General features: G+C 53.1%; 17 protein-coding genes. 3 read left to right on the plus strand and 14 right to left on the minus strand.

Translation table 11 applies throughout. The annotated features are described in order from the left end of the window. Position 1 precedes the first annotated feature (1 nt). Positions 2 to 634 (minus strand): nitroreductase family protein, encoded by a 633-nt coding sequence (locus M2298_RS23155; RefSeq protein ID WP_173597965.1) that lies wholly within the window; start codon positions 632 to 634, stop codon positions 2 to 4. Between the two features lie 134 nt (positions 635 to 768). Between M2298_RS23155 and M2298_RS23160 the strand changes: the two genes are divergently transcribed. Continuing rightward, a complete protein-coding gene (locus tag M2298_RS23160) occupies positions 769 to 1,524 on the plus strand; it encodes an SDR family NAD(P)-dependent oxidoreductase (protein WP_280649141.1) in 756 nt (251 codons plus the stop codon). Between the two features lie 230 nt (positions 1,525 to 1,754). Here the strand turns inward: M2298_RS23160 and M2298_RS23165 are convergent, their stop codons facing one another. The 10 genes from M2298_RS23165 to M2298_RS23210 all read right to left on the minus strand — a co-directional run bounded on the left by M2298_RS23165 (position 1,755) and on the right by M2298_RS23210 (position 13,651). Beyond that, positions 1,755 to 3,428 carry a b(o/a)3-type cytochrome-c oxidase subunit 1 gene (locus M2298_RS23165; protein ID WP_122966650.1) on the minus strand — a complete coding sequence of 558 codons (1,674 nt, stop codon included), beginning with the start codon at positions 3,426 to 3,428 and terminating at the stop codon, positions 1,755 to 1,757. A 16-nt stretch (positions 3,429 to 3,444) separates the two neighbouring features. Continuing rightward, positions 3,445 to 3,912 (minus strand): cytochrome c oxidase subunit II, encoded by a 468-nt coding sequence (locus M2298_RS23170; RefSeq protein WP_063229376.1) that lies wholly within the window; start codon positions 3,910 to 3,912, stop codon positions 3,445 to 3,447. A 24-nt stretch (positions 3,913 to 3,936) separates the two neighbouring features. Then, complete coding sequence (locus M2298_RS23175) at positions 3,937 to 4,104, minus strand: cytochrome c oxidase subunit 2A (protein WP_122966651.1); 168 nt, start codon at positions 4,102 to 4,104, stop codon at positions 3,937 to 3,939. Between the two features lie 218 nt (positions 4,105 to 4,322). Next, positions 4,323 to 6,023 (minus strand): YcdB/YcdC domain-containing protein, encoded by a 1,701-nt coding sequence (locus tag M2298_RS23180; protein ID WP_280649142.1) that lies wholly within the window; start codon positions 6,021 to 6,023, stop codon positions 4,323 to 4,325. A gap of 158 nt (positions 6,024 to 6,181) precedes the next feature. Then, positions 6,182 to 6,838, minus strand: coding sequence for a response regulator (locus M2298_RS23185; protein ID WP_063229374.1), 657 nt, complete (start codon positions 6,836 to 6,838; stop codon positions 6,182 to 6,184). Further along, positions 6,813 to 7,904 carry a PAS domain-containing sensor histidine kinase gene (locus M2298_RS23190; protein ID WP_122966653.1) on the minus strand — a complete coding sequence of 364 codons (1,092 nt, stop codon included), beginning with the start codon at positions 7,902 to 7,904 and terminating at the stop codon, positions 6,813 to 6,815. The genes M2298_RS23185 and M2298_RS23190 overlap by 26 nt, the downstream gene beginning before the upstream one ends. A gap of 227 nt (positions 7,905 to 8,131) precedes the next feature. Then, complete coding sequence (locus M2298_RS23195; RefSeq protein WP_280649143.1) at positions 8,132 to 9,115, minus strand: copper amine oxidase N-terminal domain-containing protein; 984 nt, start codon at positions 9,113 to 9,115, stop codon at positions 8,132 to 8,134. Positions 9,116 to 9,256: 141 nt separating this feature from the next. Further along, positions 9,257 to 9,958, minus strand: coding sequence for a sporulation protein YunB (gene yunB / locus M2298_RS23200; protein WP_122966655.1), 702 nt, complete (start codon positions 9,956 to 9,958; stop codon positions 9,257 to 9,259). A gap of 46 nt (positions 9,959 to 10,004) precedes the next feature. Continuing rightward, positions 10,005 to 12,809, minus strand: coding sequence for a calcium-translocating P-type ATPase, SERCA-type (locus tag M2298_RS23205; RefSeq protein WP_173599935.1), 2,805 nt, complete (start codon positions 12,807 to 12,809; stop codon positions 10,005 to 10,007). A gap of 107 nt (positions 12,810 to 12,916) precedes the next feature. Next, the gene (locus tag M2298_RS23210; RefSeq protein ID WP_122966657.1) at positions 12,917 to 13,651 is read right to left on the minus strand and encodes an MntP/YtaF family protein; all 735 of its coding nucleotides are present in this window, start codon (positions 13,649 to 13,651) and stop codon (positions 12,917 to 12,919) included. A gap of 237 nt (positions 13,652 to 13,888) precedes the next feature. Between M2298_RS23210 and M2298_RS23215 the strand changes: the two genes are divergently transcribed. After that, complete coding sequence (locus tag M2298_RS23215; protein ID WP_122966658.1) at positions 13,889 to 14,476, plus strand: TetR/AcrR family transcriptional regulator; 588 nt, start codon at positions 13,889 to 13,891, stop codon at positions 14,474 to 14,476. A gap of 12 nt (positions 14,477 to 14,488) precedes the next feature. Beyond that, positions 14,489 to 15,109, plus strand: coding sequence for an HXXEE domain-containing protein (locus M2298_RS23220; RefSeq protein ID WP_173599974.1), 621 nt, complete (start codon positions 14,489 to 14,491; stop codon positions 15,107 to 15,109). Positions 15,110 to 15,260: 151 nt separating this feature from the next. Here M2298_RS23220 and M2298_RS23225 read toward each other — a convergent pair whose 3' ends face one another. The 3 genes from M2298_RS23225 to M2298_RS23235 are packed head-to-tail and all read right to left on the minus strand — an operon-like array spanning position 15,261 to position 17,949. Beyond that, positions 15,261 to 16,229, minus strand: coding sequence for a sporulation protein (locus M2298_RS23225; RefSeq protein WP_280649144.1), 969 nt, complete (start codon positions 16,227 to 16,229; stop codon positions 15,261 to 15,263). A 35-nt stretch (positions 16,230 to 16,264) separates the two neighbouring features. Next, entirely contained in the window at positions 16,265 to 17,134 is an 870-nt protein-coding gene (locus tag M2298_RS23230; protein WP_274874766.1) for an arginase family protein, read from the minus strand. A gap of 35 nt (positions 17,135 to 17,169) precedes the next feature. Further along, a complete protein-coding gene (locus M2298_RS23235) occupies positions 17,170 to 17,949 on the minus strand; it encodes a hypothetical protein (protein ID WP_122966664.1) in 780 nt (259 codons plus the stop codon). Between the last annotated feature and the right edge of the window lies 1 nt (position 17,950).

Below are 17,950 nucleotides of genomic sequence, written 5' to 3' on the forward strand. Positions count from 1 at the left end.
TTTAGAAGCTGTTCGTGATCACGAGTTCATCCAATCCGAAGCGGGCAGTTGGGTACGCCTGCACACTCGCTGTTCCGATGGTGAGCATCAAGGTCGGCAAATAACGCGATGGGATGTTCAGCTCTTTGATCAGCGCATCGCGGTTGTATCCGCCCATTGGGCATGTGTCATAGCCTTTTGCTTTTGCTGCCAGCATGAGCTGCATAGCGGCATAGGAAGAGTTGCGGATGGCCTCGTCACGGGCGATCTCAGGGTTGTTTTTGTAAGCCCCTTCGATTTGTCCGATCAAGGTGTCGCGTACTTCCTGGGTGACATAGCCTTTTTCCAGCGCGGCGTCATAAATCGTATAGGCGGACTTGTTTGCTTCCAAATCGCCCAGGATGATGATGGTCGCGTAAGCATCCACAACCTGCTGCTGACCGTAAGCGATTGGCAGCAGCTTTTCCTTGATCGCCGGGTCGGTTACGACGAGAAAACGCCAATGTTGCAAATTCCAGGAAGACGGAGCGCTGGCTGCGAGACGCAAAATTTCATTCAGCTCTCCTTGGGGAATCGTTGCATTCGGATCGTATTTGCGTACGCTGTGGCGTGCTTCCATCACCTGTTCAGCGGTCATTTTCAATTCTGTGTTCATACTCATTCTCCTCTCAGTATTGAAATACCCTTGTTGAAGTATATAACTTACTTTAATATAGTTACAAACATTATTCAATCATTTTTTCTTACGCTTTACCGCTTTTCATCCCCTATTGTTTGGAGGCGCTTCGTTTGAAATACACGGATAACATTGTCATCGTCACTGGCGGCGGTCAAGGCATCGGTTTGGCTGTCGCCTCCATGTACGCAGCTCACGGCGCTCACGTCGTCATCGCGGAGCAAAATCCCGCAGCAGGCGAAGCCGCTGTCGAAAAAATAAACGCTGCCCGAGATACTCCCGGAACGGCTTTATTTGTCCAAACAGACGTAAGCTCGCCCGAGCAGATCGAGCAACTGATGCAAACAGTCGACTCCCGCTGGGGGCGTCTCGATGTGCTGATCAACAACGCTGGCCTGTCCGTCTGGGAATCGCCTTACGACTTGGCCGTCGACGCATGGGATCGCATCTTGAACACCAACCTGCGCAGCGTCTTTCTCGCTTCGCGGGAAGCAGCCAAAATCATGCGTCGCAACGGCGGCGGCGCCATCGTCAACCTCGCTTCTACAAGAGCGCATATGTCCGAGCCGCACTCCGAGGCATACGCCGCTTCCAAAGGGGGCATTCTCGCACTCACCCACGCTTTGGGCGTGTCGCTTGGACCTGACGGAATACGCGTGAACGCCATATCACCGGGCTGGATCGAAAATGGCGATTACTCCGCCCTGCGCCCGCAGGATCATGCGCAGCACCCGGCGGGACGGGTCGGCACTCCCGACGATATCGCTCGTGCCTGCCTCTTCTTGACGAGCAAGGACAACGACTTCATTACCGGCACAGAGCTTGTCATCGATGGAGGCATGACGCGCAAAATGATTTACGAGCCATAAAGCTAAACCAATGCCCCTCCTCCTGAATACTTTGTGGGTAACAAGAGATAAAGGAGGAGTTCGATGTCTTTTGAAGAGGAAGACCTCAGGCTGCTTGCCCTCTGGCTGTTGGCGATCGGTTATTTGATTCTCGCCTTCACTGAGTTCGCCGCCCTTGGATATTGGTAAATAAGCAAAAAAGAGCCGCCCCCCTGCACGGGAAGCGGCTCTTTGTCTTTGCCTTTGTATCACTACCAGGTTCGGAACGGAGGCGAGCCTGGCGCCTGATGCTGGATTTGCTCCATAATCGGGTAACCGTAGGCCAGAATGATCAGGAATGCAACCAGTCCGACCCATACAGGCCAACGCTCCAAAATGCGGGGAACTTCTTGCTTCGTTTCGGTTTCGGCAATCGGATATTCCGTATTGCCTTTTGGCGCGTAGAACGTCAAGTACAGCAAAATGAGGATCAGCAGAACCGCCGACACAAACAGCAGTCCTCCACCAAAAGCCATGACGCGTTGGTAGTCCATCCAGCCGAGAGCGGTCGGATGATCCATGTACGTCGTATAGTCTGTGCGGCGCGGCGCTCCTTGCAGCCCCATCGTATGCATCGCAAGCGACATCAGAAACATCCCGACAGCCCAGAATACCGTCTGCACCATACCCATCCGGTTGGCTATTTTGGTCAGTTTGCGTCCGGTCAAGGCAGGGATCAGCCAGAAGCTGACTCCGAAGAACGTGAGGGCAACTGCCGCCCCGACCGTGATGTGAAAGTGTCCCGTTACCCAAATCGTATTGTGAATAACCGCGTTGATCTGGTTACTTGCGTTAATGATTCCGCCCGCTCCCCCAGGAATGAAGAACAGCATTCCGACAAATGGAGCGAAGAAGCGAACGTCAGTCCAAGGCAATTTTTTGAGCCAGCCGAACAGGCCGCTTCCGCCTTTTTTGCGTCCCGTCGTCTCGAAGACAGCGAACATCGAAAAGGCGGTCATCAGCGAAGGAATAACGACAATCAAGGTCAATACAACGTGAATCATTTTCCAGCCTGCGGAAATTCCCGGCTCCATCAACTGGTGGTGGAAACCGACCGGAATCGAGAACAGCAACAGACAGATGAACGCAAGACGGCTTAACGAATCACTGAACACATGTCCGCCGATAATTCGCGGGATGCATACATACCAAGCCATGTAAGCAGGCATCAGCCAGAAGTACACAAGCGGGTGGCCGAAAAACCAGAACAGCGTACGGCTGAGCATGATATTGATCGTCGGCACCAGTCCGAGTGACCACGGAATGAGTTGGAACAGTACCTCTACAGCTACCGGGAGAGTAGCGATAATCCACATGACGTATGTGGTAACTCCCATGAACACGAACAGCGGAGACATTTTACCCGGATTTTCTTTTTTCCATTTGCGATAGCTGGCAAAAACCCCGAAGCCAGCCAGCCAGCTGCCCACGACGAGCAGGGCCGAACCGATGTAAAAGTATGGAGAAGCTTTTAACGGTGCGTAAAACGTGTACAAGACCGAAGCTTCGTTCATCACGATCGTGACGACCGCCATCAGCGTTCCCGTCACCATGAGAATCCAGCCTGCCCAACCAAATTTCAGCGCTGCTCCGTGCAAGGAGCCGCCTGTCGTTCGGGCAACACCTGAGAAAATAAAGCCGACGATAAAGAACGTGGTAAAAATGAGTGCCATCAATACGCCATGAGCCGTTAAAATTTGATAGTAGTTCGTCCAGCTTGGCAGCTCAATAATACCGCCGCGAACCATCCCTTGGAGCATACCTGCCAATGCTGCCAGCCCAAAAGCCGCATACGCCACCCAGACATAAGCCAGACTCAGTGTGGCTGCAGAACGCTGTATCGGAGTGTGAGGAATTGCTTCATCCAATTTTCTTGCGATGACCATTAAGGTTCACCTACCTTTATTTCACAATAATTGTGGTTGCCATCACCTGATGGCCTGCGCCACAGTATTCGTTGCAAAGGATCAGGTATTCACCTGGCTTGTCAAACGTATGGGTAGCTGAGCTGATGTGCCCTGGCAAAACCATGAAGTTGATGTTTGTTTCCGGAATCTGGAAGCCGTGAACAACGTCCGGACTTGTTACATGAAAATTGATGGTGGAGCCCGCCGGAACCTCCATCTTTGTCGGTGAGAAACCAAAGGCAAACGCCGTCATGTAAGCGTCGTACTCCTTGTCTCCCACTTGCTTCAAGCCTGGTTTATCAAAGGGAGGAGTCTCCATCACTTTTTCCGGATCGATCATTTCCATATTGCTTGGCGGAGCCATCCCCATCGCAAACGCGTTGACACACAACAACACGATAAACAGCGCCAATCCGCCTGCACCAAGCATCAGCCATATTTTTTCATAACGGTGCAAATGCATACGTATCCTCCTTCTCTTCCTCTATTACGCCCGTTCCAGGAAAAGCCCGAATACACCTAGCCAGCCAACGAGAATGATGCCTCCCACAATTAGCACAGCAGCAAACGTTCCTTTGAGCTCTTCTTTCTCTGGTTGTGTCTTTTTTTCTTTTGACTTTTTGTTTTGCTCCAATTTGTCGATTTGCGTCTCCATCGCACTTTTCTCCTTTCTGTGTGCCGCGCAGGCGCATCACATCTATCACGCCTTCATTCTACCCTTGGGACCAGTTGGAAGTAATTCGGGGAAATCCCCTAAAATGGTCCGGGAAAATCCCCATTCTGACTCATTTACGACACAATTCCGACATAATATCCGCCACATTTTCGACAAAAAAGCCGACTGCTGCAAGAGCAATCGGCTTTGGGGCACGTTTAGCGATATTTGACTGTAATGATTTTTCCCGTAGTGGCGTCAATAAAGCGGTAGCTGTTCTTCTCTTTTGTCTGGTAGATCAACTGCGGTTCAGGCGCCCGCTGTCCTTCGTATTGGTCCCAGTAATAGTTCAGTTCCAGCTCTACTTCCTGCTGATACGCTTCTTTGGCTTCTTGCTCGCTCACGATCTTGCCCGCGTCTGGCAAAACGATGCCCGGCTGGATCGGATGAAGGTTCAGCCCTGCGATCGCCCCCGTCTCCTTGTTTATCTCCACTCCATAAAATTCGTCTGACACAGGAATCCCGTTGCGTTTGCCCTGGAAGTGGAACGAATACTCCTGAGGTTCGTCCTGTTTATGCAGCTTGCTCTTGTCTACCCAATCGGGGATTTCCGCTTCATCCGTTCGCACGAAAAGCGTCAGCTCGGCAAGCGATGGATCAACATACGGTTCCAATGCTGCAATCGCCTTTTTCTTTGCTTCCTCAATGCTGATTGTCTTCCCCTGTTTCCGCCCGTCCGGCAAATGCAGATTGAAACCGATCAGGCGGTCACTCACAGCGTCAGTCGTAATCGAAATGCTGTCAAAGGACGAGGCACTCTTGCCGGAAAAGTTCAACCAATGATACGATTCGATTTGCTGAAGTCCATCTGTCAAGTTTTCCTTATGATCATCGTATTCAAAGTCAGCACCTGCGACATCAATGCCAAACTGCTCCTTCAGCCATTGCTCGCCCTCTGCTTTGGATGCGATTTTGACAGACTTCCCTCCGCCTTTCACTCGCACGCTTTGTTGCTCCGGTATTTTGTCCTCTCCCACTACCTTGCCTGTCACGGCGTCAATTCCGAATGGCTCGTTAGCCTGATAAATCAGCATCGGCTTTTTCTCGGACGGTCTTCCCGGCCCGGCATACGCTGTCGGTTGTTCAGCAACGTACTCCAGCTGCATTTTCAACTGCTCCTGATACAGCTGCTTCGCTTTGTCCGGCGAGATCGCTTTTTCTGGGGCGGGCCACTTGGCCTCGTCAGGCTGAATTTGGCGGTAAGCGTCGTAGCGAACAATATGTCCGGCATGGTCAACAGATACAACGAGAGAGTAGTCGTTCAGCGGAATCTCATTGATCAGGGTTTGGTAATAGACGCTCGACCTCGCCCACTCGATCATTTTGCCTGTTTCTCCGCTCCCCCTTCCGGCCTTCCCTCTGCCCATTGCCTGCGACTGTTTCAGAGAACTGGTTTCTTTTCCGAGCCATTTGTGCAGAAATTCGTCCGCTTTTTCGCGTGCCAGCTTTTCGTCCGGATAATTGGCTGACGCCCAGTCCGGATTGCGAATATCCAGGAAAAGCAGTCGCCCTGTCTGCGCATCCAGTTCAATCGAGGCAGTCGCATATTCGGTGCGATTTTTTTCTGCCCCTGTCTCTGGCCTGTTTGTCAGCATCACGTTCCAGACCGGATTCGGGTAGTCGCGGAAGTTGTTTTCTTTCAAAAACTTCTCTTCCAGGCGAAGTGTCTTTAATTCCGGCATCTGCTCGAACAGCTTGTCCAACGAGCTTTGCACTTCTTTTGAAATTTCACTCTTTTTCGCCTGTTGTTCTTTTGCTATATTGGCTGCTTCTGCCCGCGAAGTTTCCGTCCACATTGGCGTTGCAGCCAGCAAGCATGCCGCCACAATCGTCATGACCGACTGATTGATTCTTTTCATCTCGCGCCTCCAAAGTAACTGGATTATTTTTACACATAAGTAATGACGAGACGAACGGGCACATGGTTACATAATATTCCATTCCTGTCCAAAATCTTCGGAATAAAAAACACGCCCTCAAACAGCTGCAAGGACGTGATGAAAGCATTCGGTCTGGTTTACTCAAAGTCGAGCCAGCCTTTTTTGATCGCATACCGCACCAGATCAGGCCGCGTGCGCAAGTGCAGCTTTTCCATGATATGCGCCTTGTGCGACTCGACCGTCTTCACGGAAACGGTGAGCTGCTCCGCGATTTCTTTGTTGCTGAAACCTTTGGCGATCAGCACGAGCACTTCTTTTTCGCGCTCGGTCAAAATCTCGTACTTCGCCTGTTCCTCGCCGTTTTTGACCATCTGCAAAAATTCCTCAATCAGCGATTTCGTGGCCGATGGATACAAATAAGCCATACCGCTGTTGACGGAACGAATGGCAGCGATCAGATCGAGGTCAGGGGCGCTTTTCAAAATATATCCGGCAGCTCCGGCCTGCAGGACACGAAACAAATACTCCTCGTCGTCGTGCATCGTCAAAACGAGCACCTGTATGTCCGGTGCTGCTTCCTTCAGTCTCGCTGTTGCCGTCAAGCCGTTCTCCCCTGGCGGCATGCTCAAATCCATCAACACCACGTTCGGGCGGATTTCCAGCGCTTTTTCGCAAGCTTCCTTGCCGTCAGCTGCATAGCCGACAACATCCATGTCCTCCTGGGCATTGATCAGCATTCCCAGCCCGGACCGTACAATCGCGTGATCGTCAGCGATCAGCACGCGAATGGTCATCCAAAATCCCCTCCTTTGGCAACGGAACGCGGACAATGACTGTCGTTCCTTCTTGCGGTGCCGAACGAATATCGACGGTACCGCCAAGCAGTTGCGCCCGTTCCTTCATCCCGAACACGCCAAGTCCTTTGCCGACACTCAACGTCTTCTCCACTTCAAAACCGATGCCGTCGTCCACGATGGTCACGACGACTTCTTTTTCCCGATTTTCGAACATGATCGCCAGCTGGCTTGCCTGCGCGTACTTGGCGGTGTTGGTCATGGCTTCTTGAACGATCCGGTACAACGCGGTTTCCATCGCGGCCGAATACCTCCGCTTCTCGCCTTGTACGTGCAATTCGACTTGTATGTGAAAAGTCTTTTCCACTCGTTTCATCAAAGAGCGCAACGCGGGCAAAAGTCCGAGATCATCGAGAGCAGACGGGCGCAGCTCCAAAGCCATGCGCTTGACTTCCTCCATCGCCTTGGATGTCATGTTCACCAGCTCTGTAACGTGCTGCATGACCTGTTCTCCGGGATTTCCCTGCCTGACCACGTTCAGTCCGACCAAAATGCTGTAAAGCGCCTGCCCTACGCCGTCGTGCAGCTCGCGAGCAATGCGCTTCCGCTCTTCTTCCTGCGCCTGAATCGCAAAATGAGTCAGCTTGTGCTGATAACGCTCTTTTTCCACACGCTGTTGAGCTGACATGTCACGCAAGATCATCACCAGCTTGCCACTTGAGTCGTCGGGCAGTCGGGCTGAGCTGGCTGCCACAGGATGTTCGTGTCCGTCTTTTGTACGGAGCCGCATTTCAAAAGACGGCATTTGCACCCGCTTGAAAAAGCAATCGGTGCAACTCGTCTCCTCCGTACAGGTTGCCATGCCCAAGCAAAGCTCGCAAATGTGCTTTTCCCGGACCAGCTCTTCTTCTGTCCAGCCTGACATTTGTGCCAGCGCTGCGTTGGCCTTGACAATCCGTCCCTCATGGTCGATCACCAGGATGGCGTCACTGACGTTGGCAAAGATGGACTGCATCAGGGAAAAAGCTTCATTGGATGTTCCCAGATCTTCTTTCCACGTACTCATGCGCTCCTCCTTTGAGACAATCATCTACATGCTATTGTAGAGTTTACATGACCAGTTGTGTATCAGGGAATTCCCTTAACCTGCCCCGTTCCGCGCAAAGTCGGCATTGACAAAATATGACACTGGAATAGACCTTGAGACCCTTGACCGATTCACCTGCATGCCGTACGTCGTCAGCGACATGCGTCAAAAAAACCGGGACAGCAACTGCCATCCCGGATTCTCTCTTACTCTACTACGATTTTTTCGGCTACACCGATTGGCGGCAAGCTGCGCGTCAGTTTAGGACCGTAGAACGCGATTACGTTCATGTCTGCCTTCAATTCTTCCGGCTTGAGCGCTTTGTTGTCCTTGGCGCTTACGATTACGGTTTTGTCGTTGATGATCAGCGCCACTTTTTCCGGAGAAGTAATGGTCAAGCCGTGTCCTTCTACCACCATTTTGTACGTGCCTTGCTGGTCAGGCGCAATGCTCGCTACTTTGCCTGCTGTTCCCATTACTTCCGCAGATTCCAGGCTTTTCTTCACCACGATGGTCAGCGCACCTGTTTGCGGCGGCATGCTCATCGCCATGTATTTGTGGTGAGTCGCTTCCACTTCCATGCCCAGCTTCAAGTCTTCCGGCTTCAATACTTTGCCCGCAGCGTCGGTGATTTTGGTCTCTTCGCTGATGTGCAGGATGATGCCTGTCTCATATCCGTCCAGCGCAATAGAGATATTTCCTTTTTCCGATTTGTTGATGGTAGAAATCGTACCTGTACGCACTGGCGCTTTTTCTGCTTCTTCGTCCACAACGGTCACCGCACTGTCTGTCACATTAACTTCGGCTTGCAAGATTTCATCTACAAGCGCGACTGGCACATACGTGCTGCCGTTCAGCACGCGCGGCTCCGCTCCGAGCGTTTTGTACATTTTCGCGTATGGATAGCGATCCTCGCCCGCTTTTGCGTAGCTAGAGATAGCGCCTTTTTGCACTTCTGCCGCTTTCAGATTGTCGTTCCAGCTTACTTTGAAGCCGAGGGATTCAGCCACCGGGCGAAGCGGAACCAATACCGTTTGTTGACCTTTATCAAAAATCGCTGCTTGCGTAATCGCGCTTCCGTTTACATTCACCGACAGTTCTTTAACTGGTTCGGAGGTAGCCGATACGATATTCGTGCCCAATACGGCGAGTGCCGCCAGAGTCATCATTCCTGTACGAATTGTTTTCATGTTGTATTCCTCCAATGTTTGTTTTTTCTCTTGTGTTGTGTTTCTATTCATTGGACGGAGCCATTTCGCAAACGTTTCAACAAATTTTTATGGATAGAAAAAAAGAAGGCAGCTTCGTCGCTGCCCCCTTCCTATAAACGGTTATGGCTGACTGATGATTTGCGTATTTTTCGGCATCGGCACATCCGGCTTCCCGGAAGGATTGTTGTACAAATAACTCGGCACCTTGCCGACAATGAGCGCTTCGCTGATCGGAATCTGCGTCGTCACGGTCTGCTGTTTGGTGGCAAACGGAATGACGACACGCAAATCTACTTCTACGTAAATGTAGACCGTGACGAGCACCATGTTGATGCCTGCCTGCTTCAATCCTGTTTCCAGCCTGGTTTTTACCGCGCCAATCGGGACAAACGAAACGGGGATGTCCGGGCCCAAGTGCTCCAGAAAAACGTTCTTGGTAGCCAGCCCGAGCGGAATCGTCGTCTGGACGTTCTCTTGCTCGAACTCTTTCAAGCGATTCTGGATGCGGGCCGTCGTCTCCCCCACGATTCGGGAGTATTCGCGGAAATTGAAATTGACCGCCTTGATACTGCCTGCCTCGTCCTTTTCCATCATCACGATTTCGTTAAAATCGACTCCTTGCTGTGTCAACCGCTTCGTGACTGCATCCGTAATCGCCAGCTTTGCCACCTGATCGGCTTTGGCTTGCGCAATCAGGATCAAGGTTGGCTCCACCCTTCTTTCCACGACCACGAACAAGATCGCCAATCCGACGATGATCACCAAAAACGTAGCGAAAATTTTTCTGCCGCGCCTTTTCCAGCCTCCTTTTCGAAAACGCACGCTTTCTTCCACTCCCTCGTTTCGCCGTACGAAACTATATCAATGCTCAATCAGGACGTACCGTACGCATGGAAGAACGCTTTTGCTTGCCGCGACGCGGTCGGCCGCTTGCGAGCACGCCGCCGATGCCTGCCACAAAAGTAGGTACGCCGGATGTGACGAGAATCAGCGCCCAATCGCGGATGGACAAGTCTGTCGTCTTGAAGATGGGCTGAAGCGTGTCGATGTAGACGACACCGAGCACCAGTACCAACGACGAGATGACTGCCCAGACGAGGTATTTGTTTTCAAACACATTGCGATGAAACACGCTGTACTGGCTGCGGCAGTCGAAAACGTGGATCAGCTGCGCCATCACCAAAGTGACGAAAGCGACCGTCTGGGCGTGGACCAGATCGTTTGGATTCTCGCGCAGCGTCAGCCAGAAAGCGAGCAGCGTCATGGCGCCGATCAAAAAGCCGCGGCTGATGATTTTCCAGCCCAAGCCTCTGCCGAAAATGTTTTCCGCCTTGTTGCGCGGGTGCTGGTACATCGTGTCTGCCTCTGCCTGATCGACTCCGAGAGCCATAGCCGGCAACCCGTCCGTGACCAGATTGACCCACAAAATCTGAATCGGCACCAGCGGCAACGGCAAGCCGAGCAGCATGGCAAAAAACATGACGAGAATCTCGCCCACGTTGGAAGCGAGCAAATAGCGGATGAATTTGCGGATGTTGTCGTAGATGTTGCGCCCTTCCTCGACTGCGGCCACAATCGTCGCGAAGTTGTCGTCGCGCAGCACCAGGTCTGCCGCTTCTTTTGTCACGTCTGTTCCGGTAATGCCCATGGCGATCCCGATGTCAGATGTCTTGATCGCCGGAGCATCGTTCACGCCGTCACCCGTCATCGCCACCACATGCCCTTTGCTTTGCAGGGCGCGTACGATGCGCAGCTTGTGTTCGGGAGAAACCCGCGCGTACACCGTCACCCGTTCGGCGTGATCCGCCAGGACAGCATCAGACATCGCATCCAGCTCCCGGCCTTCCAGCACCTCGCCATAGCCGCGCATCAGCCCGATCTGGCGAGCGATCGCTTCGGCCGTCACCTTGTGGTCGCCCGTAATCATGACCGTCTTGATGCCCGCCTGGTGGCACAGATTGATCGCAGAGCGAACCTCTTCCCGCGGCGGATCGATCATCCCGACAAGCCCGACGAAAACGAGATTGTTTTCAATCGCCGTGATCGGTTGTCCGGGACGGTAGCCTTGCAATGTTTTGTAGGCAAAGCCGAGAACCCGCAGTGCTTTGCCCGCCATCACCTCTGTCTGCTCCAATACCCGGTGGCGAAGCGAGGCTGTAAGCGGCTGTAGCTCGCCTCCCCACAAAATGTGCGTGGATCTCGCCAGCACAGCCTCGGCAGCGCCTTTGGTCAGCAGCGAGTGCGCTCCGTCTGCGCCTTTTTCCACCACAGACATCATTTTGCGATCGGAATCAAACGGCAGCTCCTCGACGCGCATCGACTGGCTTTTCTGAGTGCTGCGCTCTGCGGCATTTCCGTTTGCTTTGGCAGCGAGCACCTTCAGCGCTCCCTCTGTCGGGTCGCCCACTACTTGCCAATGCCGCGTCGCTTTGCCCATCCCAAGCAAACTGCGTGTGCTCTGCTCTTCACAAATCAGTTGGGCATTGTTGCACCGCTCGGCGATACGGATGATTTGCGTGAGCGCTCCATCGCGGGCAGGAGACACCATTTTGCCCTGATGATGAAAAGCTCCTTCCGGCACATAGCCGCTTCCGCTCACTTCGTACGTAGCATCGCTGTGCCAGACATGGGTAACGGTCATTTTGTTCTGGGTCAGCGTGCCTGTCTTGTCAGAGCAGATGACGGAAGCGCAGCCAAGCGTCTCTACCGATGGCAGCTTGCGCACGATGGCGTTGCGTCTGATCATTCGCTGTACGCCGAGCGCCAGCGCCACCGTCACAATCGCCGGCAAGCCTTCCGGGATGGCTGCTACCGCAAGACTCACCCCTGCGAGAAACATCGTGAACAGTTCGTGTCCGTGCCACACACCAGCTACGATGACGACTATCGTCAAGAGCAGGGCGACAACCACGAGAATTTTGCCCATTTGCTCCAAACGCACTTGCAGCGGCGTCTCCGCTTCTTCGGCGGTATTCATCAAGTGGGCGATTTTCCCGATTTCAGTGGTCATCCCGGTTGCCACGACGATTCCGCTCCCGGTCCCCCCTGTCACCATCGTGCCCATGAAAGCGAGATTTTTCTGATCTCCCAGCGGCACGGTGGAAGCTTGCGCCGTATCGAGCGTTTTCACATTTTTTCCTACAGGGACAGATTCACCCGTCAGCGCCGACTCTTCTACCTCCAGCCGATTGGCAGTAAGCAGTCGCAAATCGGCTGGAACCCGATCGCCCGCTTCAAGCTGAACCAGATCGCCCGGCACCAGGCGAGAAGCAGGAATCATGGAAATGTGCCCCTCCCGGATGACGCGCGCCATCGGGGATGCCAGCTCCTTGAGAGCTTGCAGGGACCGCTCCGCCTTTGCCTCCTGAATGAACCCGAGTATTCCGTTAATGATGATGATCGCGATAATCGTAATCGCATCCAGATACTCTCCGAGGAAGTAAGAAATCAGCGTGGCGATGAACAGGATGAGTACCATAAAATCTTTGAACTGGTCGAGAAAGACCGAGTAGAGAGGCTTGCGTTTGTTTTCAGCCAACTGGTTGGCACCTTGCTTGGCCAGTCTCCGCTCTGCCTCCTGCTGAGTCAATCCCTGCGCCGCATCGCTATGAAGGGCTTCGGTCACGTCGGCCGCCGCCAGCGTGTACCATTTTCGAATTGGCTGTGTATCCACCTACATCTCCTCCATCCACTTCTCACTCCTTCTCATGTGTATGCAGACGAGCCAGAAAATAAAACAACCCGTCCTTTTCCGTGGACGGGTCTTCATGTGGAGAGATATTATTTCAAGCTTTTGACCAACCCGATGCAAATGAGCAAAATCGGCGGAAGCCATGTCAGTCGTGTAAGCCATCTGGCTTTTCCTGCGCGTCGTCCCATCGCCAGCCCGACGACAAGCAGCAGTCCGCTCATGATGGCGATACAGAGCGCGACGACGAGTGGAGAGTATCCTAAAAACGTAAGACTGATTCCCGCGCCAAATGCATCCAGCGAGAGCGCCAGCCCAAGCATGACCGCCTCCCAGCCCATGATGTGCCCCGAACGGTCCGCATCTGCTTTGGAGGGGTCTTTCAAAATTTGAATCATCACGCCGAAAATCCGAAATTGGGTCAAGACTGTGCGATCCAGTTCTACCTGATTTGCCGCTTGTGGTACAACGGACACTTCACCCGCAGCTGTCGATCCCCCGGCCTGAGCTGTCAGCAAACATGGCTGGGCTTGCTCTGGTCCCTTCTCCCCTTCTTGCCTGGAAAAGAAAAGTCGCCAAAGAGTAAACAACCCCATCAGGATTAGCACTGCCGCACCAATATGTTTGCCAATCTCAGGCGTCAGCCAATTGGTCAGGGAAGACCCTACAAGCATGACACCATACACAACGGCAAAGGAACATCCTGAAATGACGACCAGCGACAAAAAGGGCATTTTCATGTTGCGCAAGCCATACGTCAATCCTACGCTGACACTGTCCATGCTGATGGCCAGGGAAACGAGCAGGAGTGCGAGCCATCCGCTCATATGTGGTCACCTCTTTCCCATTGCCTATTAGGTATACGCGAGAAAGAGGAGTGTTGTGCCAACAAACAGGCAGGGCATGTTTGCACCAGTCAGTCCCTTCTTGGCTTTTTTATCCCGGCCAAAAGACTTGTTGCCAAATAAAAGAAAAGCTGCTATCCTTCAATTAAACAATGTTTAAAACGTCGTTTAAGACGTTGTTCTGAACTTCCCCACCAGAAGGAGGTTGTCCGGCCAAAAATGGATAAAAACAGTGACACGAAAGCAAAAATTTTGCAGACTACCCTGGAGTTGATCAAGTCGGAAGGATTCGAGAGCGTCACGGTGCGCAAAATCGCAGCAGATTCGGGAACGAATGTCGCACTGGTCAACTATTATTTCGGGTCCAAGGATCGCCTGATCAACGAAGCTCTCAGCAGTTTTCTCGGCAGCTTTCAAGACACCTTTGATGTGCTCGACGATTTGACAGTCGCCCCAAAAGCGCGGCTCAGACAATTTTTGACCAGCTACGTCTCTGTCATTTCGCAATACCCCGAGCTGGTTGCGCGGATTTTCGCCATCGGCGGGGCCGTTTTTACCTCGCAATACCAATACGGACAGTTTTTGCGCAGCATCGGGTTCGTCAAGGTGCGCTCTGTGCTCCAGGAACTGACCGGGGAAGCCGATCAGGAGCTTTTGCAAATGATGATCATGCAATTGTTTGGAGCGATTTTCCTTCCGGCTCTGCTGAAATCGACGCTGTCGACAGGCGCTGGCATCGAGGTCGGCTCCGTCGAACAGCAAATGGACTTGTTGTTTGCACGCTATTTTCATGAAAATGCAAAATAGGAGTGAAAGAGTATGAACTTTCTGCGCTCGTATTGGCAAGATCTCGGACTACTCGTGGCAGCAATCGTGGGAGTTTATTTGCTGGCGGGGTGGGCGGACATCCCGGAGATTGAGCAAATTCTTTGGTTGAGCTTCATCGCGATCCTCGTGCACCAGTTTGAAGAATATCGTTGGCCTGGCTATTTTCCCGGACTGTTCAACGGACTGATTTTTCCCAGCAAGCATCCGGAGCGCTATCCGCTGAATCGACAGTCGGCCATGGTGATCAACCTCGTCATCGCCTATCTTTTCTATCTCGTTCCTGTCTTTTTCCCCACCGTCGTATGGCTGGCGCTCGGGCCGATTTTCATGGGATTTTTCCAGTTTGTCTGGCACGGCATTTTTGCGAATCGGAAAGCTGGTACCTTGTACAATCCGGGCTTGTTCGCCGTCATCGTCTTCCATATTCCGGTCGGCGGCTGGTACATCCAGCACATCGTCGCCAACAACATGGCTACGGTACTGGACTGGATCGTCGGAACGCTGTACTTTGCCGTCGCTGTGTACATTTTGATCGTCAAAGGCAACATGTGGCTGAAAGACGAGAAGTCTCCCTACGCCTTTTCCCGTCAGCAGCTTGGACCTTATTCTTAGAAATCATGACTGGCGAAAAAGGAGTCGATCGGCCACGGTCGCTCCTTTTTTCCAGGCAAGACGATCATGAACGTTTGGCACAACAAAAGCCGCCGCCCGCTGTCTTTCAGCAAGCGACGGCTCTTTTTCCTGTATGGGAATAGGTACGTTTTTACAGTTCGTCGTCAAAACCGCCAAAGTCAAAATCTGCTTCTTCCTCTTCGCTGCCATGCTCCTCTTGTGCATCGTCGGAAGCCATTTCCTCGTCTGGCGACATCAGCTCGCCAAGCAGCATGCCCCCGAGAAGCCCGGCTGCCATGCCTCCGATCATGCCGCCCATGCCACTGCCGCGATGGCCGCGGTGACCGTAATGGCCCTGTTGGTAGGCAGACAGCTGCACGTACGGGATGGCTTGCGGGTTGTTGGCGTAATCGCGAATCTTCGCCAGCAAATAGCGGGACAACTCTTCCTCTTGCCCAGCGGCAAGCAATTCGTTTGACACCACGATTTCTGCCTTGTACTCTTTTTCGCGGCGCAGGAAGCCACTAGCCAGATCAAGCTCCACAAGCATGCGCAGTTCGTCAGGAGTCGAGAAGAAGATCACTTCCAGTTCTTTGAGCGGGATTCCGAGATCGCCAGCCGGGAAAAAGGCGAACTCCTGCCCGTACGGCGTCAGCTTGCCGGAATCAGCTTTTTGCCGCAGATTTGCGCGATCAAAAGCACGCAACACGCGCTCCACCCGTTCTGGCGGCAAAATGTCCAGACGGTCAAAATCAGTCGGATCGAGCGCCATTTCTACATCCAGCTTGGTTTGCAATGCAAATTGAACGGCTGGAGTAGACATAGCCAGTCCATCCGGCATGTCAAAGGAAAAAGGGATCTCTTGCACAAACGGCTTCGGCTGTACCGTAAACTGGCGGCTGATCGGATAAACCTGCACTTGTCTGGTTACTTCTTGCCCACGCACATTCACTCTCATGAGCAGGACAGCGCTCAGCTCGGAAATGCGCTGCTCTACGTTGCCGCCCTCAATCCGCACGACGCCTGTCACCTTTTCCCCCAGTCGGAATCCAGGTGCGTCTAGTTGCAAATCAACAGTTGCTGCTCCTACACCGAATTTTGCCATCAGCTTTTTGAACATCGGCTTCTCCTCCAAATATAAGCAATTACTTATATTTATAGTGTAGCAGAAAAAGTTCCCGTAGCGCGAGTAGCCAATGCGCGAGCGAGCAATTGCACCAAGTTGGCGGCGTATTTCCCTTCCGTATCCCTGAGAGCGGAAAACTCCGTCACTTCCAGTCCCGTGACGCGCCGATCGCTGACTACAGTCGCAAGCAGCATCTCCGCTTCCTCCAGGGAAAGCCCGATCTCGCTTGGCGAATAGGCCGCAGCCATCGCTTCCTTGTTCATCACATCCACGTCAAAATGAACGAGTATGCGGGCATCTGGCGGAATCTCCTGCATGATCCGGGTGATGGATTCGTGTACGCCTGCCCTTTTGAGCTGCTCCAGCAACGTGATCTCCACTCCGTACGTTTCCGCAGGCGGTTGCTGACAGCCCGCCAACCGGATTCGCTCTGCACGCCAACCGCTGCGTTCAATCCATTGCCCCTGATCTTGCAGCAAAAACCACAGTCCCATCCCTGCCGCTCCAATGCAGCGCGAAGCAGAAGGCACTACCGCGTCCAAATGCCCGTCGATGACCAACAAGTACGCCTTTTCTTGGTGACGCGCCTGGTGGGCCAAAGCCGTCCCGACGATCAGGCTACAGTCGCCGCCAAGCATCAGGACGATCTCGTCGTCGCTTGCAAACCACGCCTGCGCTTCTTTCCCAAGCACGTCCCACAGCATGCACGGCGCAGGCCAATTGCGAACAGGCGGAATATTGTGACGAGGCAAATAATCAGGTAGCCTCAAATCGCCGCTATCCGCCACTGTCAAGCCAGCTTGCTGCAATTGCTCGATGAGCCCCGCTTTTCTCAGTGCGTCCGGGGCCAGCTCCGTTCCAGACACATACGCTCCCGTGAAATGCGGGATACCAGCCACTTTTACGTTAATAGACAGCTCCTCCAGTACCTCATTTATTGGAAATCACCATCAGTATAGCACCTCGATTGGACGAACTGCATTAGTTCGTTGACAGAAGGTTTCAGCCAGCCATCAGGCATGACAGCAGGCTCGCCGCGCAACAATTGGCAGGCAAGCGTGTTCGGATGGGCGCCCGGACTCAAAAAATACACTTGCCCTCGCGGATTCGGTACGGCATCCATCGCTTCTACACATTTGCTGACGTACGTTTGCAAAGCTTCCCGGTACACTGGCGCAGTAAGGGCCGAACCGCACCAGACGTCGATTCCGGTCAAAGCCTTGGCGTGTTGGGCATCCAGACTTTTGGCGAGAGAGCACACCACAAACAAAAGCTTGCCAGGCGCCAGCTTGTAACGCTTTTCATACTGTTTGGCAAACCGGGCAATCGTCGCATTCCACGACGGAGTATCGTAGCTGCCCAAGTCGGGAATGCATTTGATCGCCGCGACCGTCTGTTCCTGCACTTGCAAAAACAGCAGGCCGTCCATCACTTGAAAAGAAATCCCTGCAATCCGCTCTGCCAGAAACGCCCCCATCCGCTCGTGCATGACGCGGGAGATTCGCTGGGACGATTTGCGCTTCAGCTTTTGCCTCACCCGGATTTCTTCTTCCTCGACGTAAATTCGTATCAGTTCTAAAAACAGCAATGCTTCTGTACTCGGCTCCGGCTGGCTCTTCTGGTCCTGTCCGGCGCACTCATTGATCAGGCACTCCAAACGGCTGTAGGCGTCTGCCAGGCTTTTCGCCCATTGCCCTGCTTTTTCTGTGCCCATT

Source organism: Brevibacillus sp. 1238, assembly GCF_029892995.1.
Classification (GTDB): domain Bacteria; phylum Bacillota; class Bacilli; order Brevibacillales; family Brevibacillaceae; genus Brevibacillus; species Brevibacillus parabrevis.

What these genes read in the sequence shown, in the direction of transcription:
- M2298_RS23165 (WP_122966650.1), bottom strand. Translation starts at nt 3,428, where the DNA reads ATGGTCATCGCAAGAAAATTGGATGAAGCAATTCCTCACACTCCGATA.
- M2298_RS23220 (WP_173599974.1), top strand. Translation starts at nt 14,489, where the DNA reads ATGAACTTTCTGCGCTCGTATTGGCAAGATCTCGGACTACTCGTGGCA.
- M2298_RS23185 (WP_063229374.1), bottom strand. Translation starts at nt 6,838, where the DNA reads ATGACCATTCGCGTGCTGATCGCTGACGATCACGCGATTGTACGGTCC.
- M2298_RS23235 (WP_122966664.1), bottom strand. Translation starts at nt 17,949, where the DNA reads ATGGGCACAGAAAAAGCAGGGCAATGGGCGAAAAGCCTGGCAGACGCC.
- M2298_RS23175 (WP_122966651.1), bottom strand. Translation starts at nt 4,104, where the DNA reads ATGGAGACGCAAATCGACAAATTGGAGCAAAACAAAAAGTCAAAAGAA.
- M2298_RS23225 (WP_280649144.1), bottom strand. Translation starts at nt 16,229, where the DNA reads ATGTTCAAAAAGCTGATGGCAAAATTCGGTGTAGGAGCAGCAACTGTT.
- M2298_RS23190 (WP_122966653.1), bottom strand. Translation starts at nt 7,904, where the DNA reads ATGAGTACGTGGAAAGAAGATCTGGGAACATCCAATGAAGCTTTTTCC.
- M2298_RS23155 (WP_173597965.1), bottom strand. Translation starts at nt 634, where the DNA reads ATGAACACAGAATTGAAAATGACCGCTGAACAGGTGATGGAAGCACGC.
- M2298_RS23215 (WP_122966658.1), top strand. Translation starts at nt 13,889, where the DNA reads ATGGATAAAAACAGTGACACGAAAGCAAAAATTTTGCAGACTACCCTG.
- M2298_RS23180 (WP_280649142.1), bottom strand. Translation starts at nt 6,023, where the DNA reads ATGAAAAGAATCAATCAGTCGGTCATGACGATTGTGGCGGCATGCTTG.
- M2298_RS23170 (WP_063229376.1), bottom strand. Translation starts at nt 3,912, where the DNA reads ATGCATTTGCACCGTTATGAAAAAATATGGCTGATGCTTGGTGCAGGC.
- M2298_RS23210 (WP_122966657.1), bottom strand. Translation starts at nt 13,651, where the DNA reads ATGAGCGGATGGCTCGCACTCCTGCTCGTTTCCCTGGCCATCAGCATG.
- M2298_RS23195 (WP_280649143.1), bottom strand. Translation starts at nt 9,115, where the DNA reads ATGAAAACAATTCGTACAGGAATGATGACTCTGGCGGCACTCGCCGTA.